Genomic DNA, 9499 nt, shown 5'->3' with positions numbered 1-9499 from the left:
TCTCTACTGTCGTCCAGTAAGAGTATTCTTACTAAATATGCTAAACCAATCTGGCTTATCCTATTTAGCGAGCTGACCATCATATCATGTTTTAATAGTCTGTCAACTTCTTTTCTTAATTTGTTTCAACTCGGTAATCTAAGTGATAAGTTGGTTAACTTATTGCCTAGCTTCCTTTGCTGTGGGGCGTATTATATAGATTCTGACTGGAGTGTCAACTGCTTTATCAAAGGTTTTTAAACTAATTTAAGTAGGGTTTAAATAGTCTATTGTTTTCAAATACTTAACGCATTAATTATCTTTACTGTCATTAAATAATCTTGTAAATGCACATTTAGTCATAAATGACCCTATTTAATTGCATTACCACTGCCTACTATCAATCTATTTTGAGTAGCTGCTTTATCGCTAAAAAGCCTTTTATTTGAGTATATTGATATTGGTATAGAAAGCACCTATATATGGAAACTTGTTAACGACCATATAGATGGCTATTCATAACTGCCCTTAGTCTCCATCTATCTAGTGTTAATAGACATTTTTTGCTATAATAGCTGACTTTATAATATTACTTAATGGCACTTCGTTTATTAAGACTTAGCTAAGAAGCTGCTGCTTTGAGCCTTGCCTTTAAGTAATACCATCTCTTACAACATATCATAGTAATTAGATATAATTTACGCAGTCTTACGGTTATATGATTGATGGTTGCAATCATCACTGCCAACGGACGCAAAAAGGTGAATAGATTATGGTAGCGATTACTTTACCCGATGGTAGCGTAAAAAACTTCGAAGGTAATACAACGGTCATGGAAGTGGCGCAAAGTATTGGGACAGGGCTTGCTAAAGCGACTGTCGCTGGACGTGTGGATGGTCAGTTGGTAGATGCGCATGACCCTATCGCCCATGATGCGAAAGTTGAAATCGTGACACCAAAAGATGATGACGGTGTCGATATCATTCGTCATTCTTGTGCTCACCTATTAGGCCATGCCGTTAAGCAGTTATATCCTGATGTGAAAATGGTGATTGGTCCCATTATCGATGATGGTTTTTATTATGACATCTATAGCGAAACGCCTTTTACGCCTGAGCATATGGCAGCCATTGAAAAACGCATGATGGAGCTCATCAAGCAAGATTATGACGTTATCAAAAAAATAACGCCACGTGCTGAAGTTATTAAAATCTTTGAAGAACGTGGTGAGGACTATAAGCTTAAGCTGATTAATGATATGCCAGGCGAAGAAGCCTTTGGTCTCTATCATCATCAAGAATATGTCGATATGTGCCGTGGTCCGCATGTACCAAATACACGATTTCTAAAAGTCTTTAAACTGACCAAAATGTCAGGTGCTTATTGGCGCGGCGATGCTAAGAACGAACAGCTACAACGTATTTATGGTACAGCATGGGCGGATAAGAAAGATTTAAAAGCCTATATCCAGCGTATTGAAGAAGCCGAAAAACGTGACCATCGTAAAATTGGTAAAGCGTTAAATCTATTCCATATGCAAGAGCAAGCGCCGGGTATGGTGTTTTGGCATGCCAATGGTTGGACGATTTATCAAGTACTTGAGCAATATATGCGTAAAGTGCAGCACGATAATGGTTATGAAGAGATTAAAACGCCGCAAATTGTCGATCGTAGCTTGTGGGAGCGTTCTGGACATTGGGGCAACTATGCCACCAATATGTTTACTACTTCGAGCGAAAATCGCGATTATGCGGTAAAACCGATGAATTGTCCTTGTCACGTGCAAGTCTTTAATCAAGGCTTAAAATCTTACCGTGACTTGCCATTACGTATGGCAGAGTTTGGTTCATGCCACCGTAACGAGCCATCAGGTTCGCTCCATGGTTTGATGCGGGTTCGCGGTTTTACTCAAGATGATGCTCATATCTTTTGTACACAGTCGCAGATTCAACAAGAGGTCGCTGATTTTATTAAGCTGACCCTTGCTGTTTATGAAGATTTTGGTTTTGATAATATCATTATGAAACTATCGACTCGTCCTGAAAAACGTGTCGGTAGCGATGAGTCTTGGGATTTTGCAGAAAAAGCATTAGCCGATGCATTGGATAGTTCCGGTCTTGATTGGGCTTACCTACCAGGTGAAGGTGCCTTCTATGGTCCCAAGATTGAATTCAGTCTAAAAGATTCATTAGGTCGCGTATGGCAGTGCGGTACTATTCAGGTTGACCCAAATATGCCTGAGCGTCTTGATGCCGAATTCGTCAATGAGCAAAACGAGCGCGAAGTACCGATTATGTTGCACCGTGCCATCTTAGGTTCATTTGAGCGCTTTATCGGTATCTTGATTGAGAACTATGCCGGTTGGATGCCAGTATGGCTAGCGCCGCAACAAGTAGTAGTCATGAATATCACAGATAAACAGGCAGATGCGTGTGAAAATGTGGTCAATGAGTTGAAAAAAGCAGGCTTACGCGCCATTAGTGACTTGCGTAACGAAAAGATTGGATTTAAGATACGAGAGAAAACATTAGAACGTATTCCCTATATGCTAGTATTAGGGGATAAAGAAGTCGAATCAGGCAGCGTCAACGTTAGGACTCGCGAAGGCGAAAATCTGGGCGTGATGAGTGTCGCTGAATTTATCACATTAGTAGAAGCAGCTGTTGCCGAAAAGGGCCGACAGATCCCAAAAATAGATCAGGAGTAATACCTATTAAACAGTCAAACCGTTTGAACATTAATGAAGATATCAGTGCCAAAGAAGTCCGTCTGGTCAAAGAAGACGGTGAACAAATGGGCGTGGTCGATATCGACACCGCGATGAAAGCGGCACGTGAAGACAGTCTAGATTTAGTAGAGCTGGTTCCCGAAGCCAAACCGCCAGTATGTAAAATCATGGATTATAAACATTTCCTCTATGATCAGAAGCAAAAGGCGAAAGAAGCTAAAAAGAACCAAAAGCAGACTCAGCTAAAAGAGATGAAGCTACGTCCTAGCACTGAAGAAGCCGATTATCAGGTTAAACTGAGAAAAATCGTTAGCTTCTTAGAAGATCAGGATAAAGTTAAAATTAGCATCCGTTTCCGCGGACGTGAAATGGCGCACCAAGAAATTGGTCGCAAGCAACTTGATCGTATCATTGAAGATACGGCTGATATCTCAAACGTCGAACAGTATCCTAAGATGGAAGGTCGTCAAATGGGTATGCTGTTAGGACCTACTAAGAAGAAATAGACTTTTCAATCGTCTATTCTTAGTAGTGGCTGTGTTTATATAGATATTCATGATTTCCCACCACCAATATGCTACGGCATATTGGTGGTTTTTAGTATGTAGGGCTTAATAAGCATATTTATAGTTAATTATGACACTTGTACCTCTTTGACTATCGTTCACCTTAAATATATGAAGCCGACAGTGCTTTACAAAACCCATCTTCTCAACCTTTTCATTACACGGTAATCTAAAGACCTACTCTATCTTTATGAATCATAATTTCAATAAAAACAATTAAACTGATAAAAATAATCCATGCCTCGACTACAAATGTCACTGATAAAAAATATAACCTCTTTTAGATATCATAGGAAGCCTTATGCAAGAATTAACCCCACCTGCTAACACCTCTACACCAACGATTACTCTAACCGCGCCAGAACCTGTTAAAGAGATACAAAAAAGTGAAGCAGATCAGATGGTCAAGTTAGATGACAGTGATATTCCAGAGCTTGATGCCAAAGTCGATGCTTTTGTCGATCATGTTATCAATAACTCTGTACACAGCTCTGAATTTCAACAGAACGTCCAATCTATTCATCATTTGGGTAATAAAGAAATCCGTGAATCGGCGCAAGTGTCTAACCGTATGTTAGAGCTACCCGCTAAAAGCCTGAATGACAGCTTATTTGATAACTCCCCTATTGCAAAATCATTGACGGAGCTGCGCGGTATCGTCGAAGATTTGGACCCCAGCAAAAAAGAGCTGACCAGCTCACGCAAGCTATTTGGCTTGATTCCATTTGGTAATAAAGTACAAGATTATTTCCGTCAGTATGAGTCAGCGCAATCTCATATTAATGCGGTAGTAACGAGTCTATATAATGGTAAAGATGAGCTGCTCAAAGACAATGCGATGATTGAGCAAGAAAAAATTAATATGTGGGAGCTGATGCAATCGATTCGCCAATATATCTATGTAGGTAAAAAAATCGATGAGCAGCTCGAGCAAAAAGTCTATGCGATAGAAGCGACTGACCCTGAGAAAGCACGTATTATTAAAGAAGAGATGCTGTTTTATGTCCGCCAAAAAAATACCGACTTTTTGACACAATTGGCGGTAAACGTTCAAGGTTATTTAGCATTGGATACTATCCGTAAAAACAATTTAGAGCTGATTAAAGGGGTAGATCGCGCCACTACTACCACTATCTCAGCCCTACGTACGGCAGTGGTTGTCGCACAAGCCATGACTAACCAAAAACTGGTACTTGACCAAATTACTGCTTTAAATAAAACGACCAGTAGCTTGATTGAATCAACTTCGGTAATGCTCAAGCGTCAATCACTTGAGATTCATGAGCAAGCGACCAGCAGCACTATTGAGCTTGATAAATTGCAAAATGCCTTCAATAATGTCTATGACACCATGGATATGATTAGCAATTATAAAATTGAAGCGCTTGAGAATATGAAGCAAACGGTCAATACCTTGACCACTGAGGTTGATAAAGCCCAAAAATACCTCGATAAATCTAATCAGACCACGGTATTAGAAGTGTCAAAAGAATTGAACATGGAAAAAATAACCAATCAATCAAATACGGTCGATATTGATATTTGATTTAGATAAGCATTCACTTTTAATAAAATTTGACCACTAACGACTACTCGCTATCAAATACAGATAAGACAATTGACCTAAGATATTGGGACGTTGTTCGTGTTAAGATAGTCATTATTAATAATTTAAAAATAGATACGGTAATTTATGAGTTGGAATGATCCAAACGCCTCAAGTGAGGCACAAAAATATGATAACCCGATTCCTAGTCGCGAGCTTATATTAAGCACGATTAATGAACACGGTGAAATCACCCATCAGCAATTGGCAAAAGCCTTTAATATTGCTGATCCTGATCAGTTTGACGCTTTGGGCAACCGCCTAAAAGCGATGACGCGCGATGGACAAGTCAATCGTGACGGTCGCCCTTATCGCTATCGTACAGTCACTCAGCACGATATTGTCACCGGTACAGTAACAGCCCATCCAAAGGGCTTTGGCTTTGTATTATTAAGTGATATGCCTGACCTATTCTTGCATGAAAAACAAATGCGTTGGGTCTTTAATGGCGATACAGTAGAAGCCGTTGGCACGTCAACAGACAACCGCGGTCGTACTGAAGGTCGTATCGTTGATGTCGTTGAGCGTCGTCAAAATCATTTTATCGGTACGCTGGCTCATGATGAAGACGGTTACTGCGTTGAGCTTGGTAGCCCAAATAACCATCAGCCGATTACCGTTACAGAAGACAATGTACAGGCTTTCAATGCTAAGCAAGGCTCGCCGGTAAAAGTTGATATTATTGATTGGCCAAATCAGCATGAATTTGCCACGGGCAAAATCACTGAAGTCTTATCTGATGACAATGATCGCGAACTGATCATTGAGACTACGTTACTTAATTATGATATTCCATCAGAGTTCAGTGAAGCGGCGCTCAATCAAGCAAATGATTATAAAGAGCCGACTGAAAAAGATCTAAAAGGTCGTGTCGACTTACGTGAGTTGCCATTAGTGACGATCGATGGTGAAGATGCTCGTGACTTTGATGATGCTGTGTTTGCAGAAAAGCGTTCTGGTGGTAATTATCGCGTCTTGGTAGCGATTGCGGATGTCAGTTATTATGTGACACCGAACTCGCCACTTGATCAAAATGCCTACGAGCGTGGTACGTCAGTATATTTCCCGCATCAAGTGATTCCTATGTTGCCTGAAGTACTGTCTAATGGTCTCTGTTCGCTGAACCCTAATCTTGATCGCCTCTGTATGGTTGCTGATATTAAGATATCACGTGCTGGTAAAATCACCAGTTATGAGTTTTATCCTGGCGTCATGCACTCGCAAGCGCGCTTGACTTACAATCAAGTGAACGCTTATCTTGAGAATCCAAAAGACAGTAGCGTTCCAAAATCGTTGACAGAAAATAAAGAGGTCAAAAAATCTGTCGATACCTTACATCAACTGTATGAGCTACTCCTCAAAAAGCGTGAAGAGCGTCATGCGATGGAGTTTGAGACCGTTGAAACTTATATTAAGTTCAATGAAAAAGGTGGTATCGAAGCCATCTTGCCTCGTACGCGCGGTGATGCGCAAAAGCTTATCGAAGAGTGCATGTTGCTTGCCAATACCTGTGCAGCAAACTTTGCGCTAAAAAATGAGCTGCCTGTGTTATATCGTAATCATGATAAGCCTGATGGCGAAAAGTCGATGCGTATCCATGAATATGCCAAAAACTTTGGTCTAAGCTTCCCAGAAGAAAATCCTACTCAAGCAGATTATCAGCGTATCATTGAAGCAACTAAAGAGCGACCGGATGCGATTAGCATTCATAGCATGCTGCTTCGTTCGATGATGCAAGCGAACTATTCACCTGACAATATCGGTCACTTTGGTTTGGCTTACGATGAGTATAGTCATTTTACCTCGCCGATTCGTCGTTATCCTGACTTAATGTTGCATCGTGCGATCAAGGCGAAAGTGACAAATGCCAAACAGCCTGTGATGGATTTTTCATTAGAAGGTGCTGGCATGCAAACCTCAGATACTGAGCGCCGTGCTGAAAAGGCTTCACGCTACGTAGAATCATGGCTCAAATGTCATTATATGAAAGATCATGTCGGCGAAGAGTTCGATGGTGTCGTAACTACCGTCACAAACTTTGGTTTATTTATTACTCTGACGGATTTGTATATCGATGGTTTGGTGCATATCTCAAACGTTGGTGACGATTTCTTTGTTTATGATGAGCAGCAGCAACAGCTTATCGGTAAAGATAGAGGCACAGTGTTTGGGCTGGGCGATTTGGTTAAAGTTAAAGTAGCTGGCGTTAATATGGATCTGCTACAAATTGACTTTGGTTTACAAGCAAAGCTGCAATCTAGTAAAATGAATCAAACTAAGAAAGATCATTCAAACTCTAGTCAGCCAAACCGCAGCTCCACAAGCAAAGATCAGCCAAAGAAATCACCTGCGAAGAGAAGCGGCAGTCGTGGTGGTAGAGGCAGTAGTAAAAAGAGCTAAACTAGCTTGAATCTATAAGTATTAAAAAAGGCTAACGTTATCGTTAGCCTTTTTTGTGTCTTCAGTTTTCTAATAACAGATCTATCACTGCTCCGCAGGACTCATTTGCTCTAAGCGCGCAGCATCTGCTTGCTGTGCCTGATCGATCTTGGTAGTAGCATCATCTAGAATGGCTTTCGGCTCCTGACCTAAGGGCTTGCTTGCGATATCTGATGTATGGCTGTCATTAGCATTTCTCGTATCAGAACCATTATTTTCAGATACAGCTGCCTCACTACTCGCTGCTATAACTTCTCGGTTTTGTTCACGTTGACTGCCATTCATGACATTAAAACCCAATAACACAACCATACCAACGACCGCGAATATAATCAGATGTTTCATTTGCATAAAAATGTCTCGTCTAGTTCGATAAAATGTAGATAAACATTTCGCTGCATTTTCTATGCCGATTTTTATAGTTGGTATTCAGCACTATTCTTGCGGGCTACTATTACTTAATAAATCAGTTTCATCTGAATTTTCAGCAATTTCTTGCTCAACCTTTTCCATTAGCTTTTCGTCAGGGCGCGCATCAAGCACTTGATCGGCATTCCGACCTTGCAAGATATGCTTCGCCCGCGCCTTTGCTTGTTGCTTATCTTTATCTTCAATCGTAGTTTCAGCCGCTTGAGCATCATTAGCTATTTTAGAATCATTAGAAGGTTTAACGATGATAGGCGTTACTGTTATGTCTTCTTGAGACTTATCACCATTTCGACTGCTTTGGAAATACTCAAAAGCTTGCTCTAGATTATGGTTAAAGCGTAACTGATAAATGGGCTCAGGTAAGCTAAAACCTTCATCTTCTAAAGCATGCTTGGTCTCGCGAATAGCTATACTGCGGGCTTTGGAAAAATCAGCTTCTGATTGATTGACCCATACTTGGAACTGCAAAATAATGTTTGAGTCGCCTACCTCCTTGATAATCGCGGTGACTTTTGGCTTATCTAAGGCAAAATCCAATTGAGCAATCGCATCGATACCCACTTTGATGGCAGCAAGCGGATCGTCATTGGCATCAACGCCTAATTCAAAAGTGAAACGGCGCTCAGGATTTTTGGTGTAATTTAAAATCGTGGCTTTAAAGACTTCGGCATTGGGAATACGTAATTGATTGCCATCTAACGTCATTAAAATAGTCGCACGCGACGTCAGGCGCACCACTATTCCCTCTTGAGCATTAATCAAAATATGATCGCGGGCGCGAAATGGCTGGCGAATACTGAGCATTAAAGAGGCAATATAATTTTCAATAGTATCCTTAACCGCGAAACCAACGGCAATACCGATGACCCCAGCGCCGCCAAGTAGCGTTCCCAAAATCGTCTCCGCGCCGATCAGGCTTAACGCTAATATAAGCCCCAGAATAATAAAGATGACCTTGACGGTCTGCGACAATAATTCTGCGACAAAAGGATTGGGCGTTAAGCGCTGCCACATTTTTTGCCGATTGGACAACCAACTACCAAACCAAGTTACTAAAGCAAATAAAATAATTCCGACCAATAATAACGGCACAGCTTTGATAAGGTTTTTGGCTTGAGCTTTGATGCTTTGATAAACCGTCGTGACATTATCCTGGACATCAAGCGTTCGATTAATCTTATCTTCAACTGTGACAACATCTGTCAAACGATTGGTAAGATTAATGGCTTGTTGGGCTTTTTTCTCGTTGGGTGTTTCACCGGTTAAAGTAACAACGCCTTGAGTGACACCAACATTAATTGCTTGCAAGCCTTCAATTTCTGAGAATATCCCACTGATACGTTGGCGGATGTCATTATCATGTTGCACAGTTTGAGCGGTTTCAATTTGAGTGTTATTACTGCTCTCGCCATCGATAGAAGGTGCAGGTTCAATTGAAATAGGGGTTAGCGGAGGTGGTACAGCTGGCGCTTGAGCCGGCAAAGTGCCACTTTCAGGAGTATTACTAGGAAGAGGGGTGCTATTAATGTAATTAGCCGCATTAGGTAATGCGTTGCTATCAAGCGCAGGCTTGGCAGTATTACTGTCTAATACAATAGGATTAACAGTTTCACTTTCTTGAGCGGCATAAGCTGGCAAACTTAATAGGATGCTTAATAGCAACAGCCATTGACTCCACATTTTTTGGCACTTGCGTGATGTAATGCAGTCAAAATAAGTGGCCATAAGCATCCTTGATTACGCATTATCTAT

The 9499-nt window shown here is 41.0% G+C and carries 6 protein-coding genes; 4 read left to right on the top strand and 2 right to left on the bottom strand.

Translation table 11 applies throughout. The features are described 5' to 3' along the window. Positions 1 to 751: 751 nt before the first annotated feature. The 4 genes from thrS to rnr all read left to right on the top strand — a co-directional run bounded on the left by thrS (position 752) and on the right by rnr (position 7279). Positions 752 to 2686 (top strand): threonine--tRNA ligase, encoded by a 1935-nt coding sequence (gene thrS, locus FQ083_RS05595; protein ID WP_149409146.1) that lies wholly within the window; start codon positions 752 to 754, stop codon positions 2684 to 2686. Between the two features lie 23 nt (positions 2687 to 2709). After that, a complete protein-coding gene (gene infC, locus FQ083_RS05590; RefSeq protein ID WP_011281352.1) occupies positions 2710 to 3213 on the top strand; it encodes a translation initiation factor IF-3 in 504 nt (167 codons plus the stop codon). Between the two features lie 361 nt (positions 3214 to 3574). After that, the gene (locus FQ083_RS05585; protein WP_149409145.1) at positions 3575 to 4819 is read left to right on the top strand and encodes a toxic anion resistance protein; all 1245 of its coding nucleotides are present in this window, start codon (positions 3575 to 3577) and stop codon (positions 4817 to 4819) included. Positions 4820 to 4966: 147 nt separating this feature from the next. Continuing rightward, the gene (gene rnr, locus FQ083_RS05580) at positions 4967 to 7279 is read left to right on the top strand and encodes a ribonuclease R (RefSeq protein ID WP_011514721.1); all 2313 of its coding nucleotides are present in this window, start codon (positions 4967 to 4969) and stop codon (positions 7277 to 7279) included. 84 nt (positions 7280 to 7363) lie between these two features. Here the strand turns inward: rnr and FQ083_RS05575 are convergent, their stop codons facing one another. Next, on the bottom strand, positions 7364 to 7669 hold the full coding sequence (locus FQ083_RS05575) for a hypothetical protein (protein WP_011514722.1): 306 nt from the start codon (positions 7667 to 7669) through the stop codon (positions 7364 to 7366). 84 nt (positions 7670 to 7753) lie between these two features. Then, on the bottom strand, positions 7754 to 9472 hold the full coding sequence (locus FQ083_RS05570; protein WP_149409144.1) for a mechanosensitive ion channel family protein: 1719 nt from the start codon (positions 9470 to 9472) through the stop codon (positions 7754 to 7756). Between the last annotated feature and the right edge of the window lie 27 nt (positions 9473 to 9499).

Origin of the sequence: Psychrobacter sp. ANT_H59, assembly GCF_008369225.1 — a bacterium.
GTDB classification, from domain to species: Bacteria; Pseudomonadota; Gammaproteobacteria; order Pseudomonadales; family Moraxellaceae; genus Psychrobacter; species Psychrobacter cryohalolentis.
Note: the sequence above shows the minus strand (reverse complement) of the source record. Positions and strands in the feature narration are given on the sequence as shown.

Coding starts and splice junctions, on each gene's coding strand:
- thrS (WP_149409146.1), top strand. CDS start 752: ATGGTAGCGATTACTTTACCCGATGGTAGCGTAAAAAACTTCGAAGGT.
- FQ083_RS05585 (WP_149409145.1), top strand. CDS start 3,575: ATGCAAGAATTAACCCCACCTGCTAACACCTCTACACCAACGATTACT.
- rnr (WP_011514721.1), top strand. CDS start 4,967: ATGAGTTGGAATGATCCAAACGCCTCAAGTGAGGCACAAAAATATGAT.
- FQ083_RS05575 (WP_011514722.1), bottom strand. CDS start 7,669: ATGCAAATGAAACATCTGATTATATTCGCGGTCGTTGGTATGGTTGTG.
- FQ083_RS05570 (WP_149409144.1), bottom strand. CDS start 9,472: ATGGCCACTTATTTTGACTGCATTACATCACGCAAGTGCCAAAAAATG.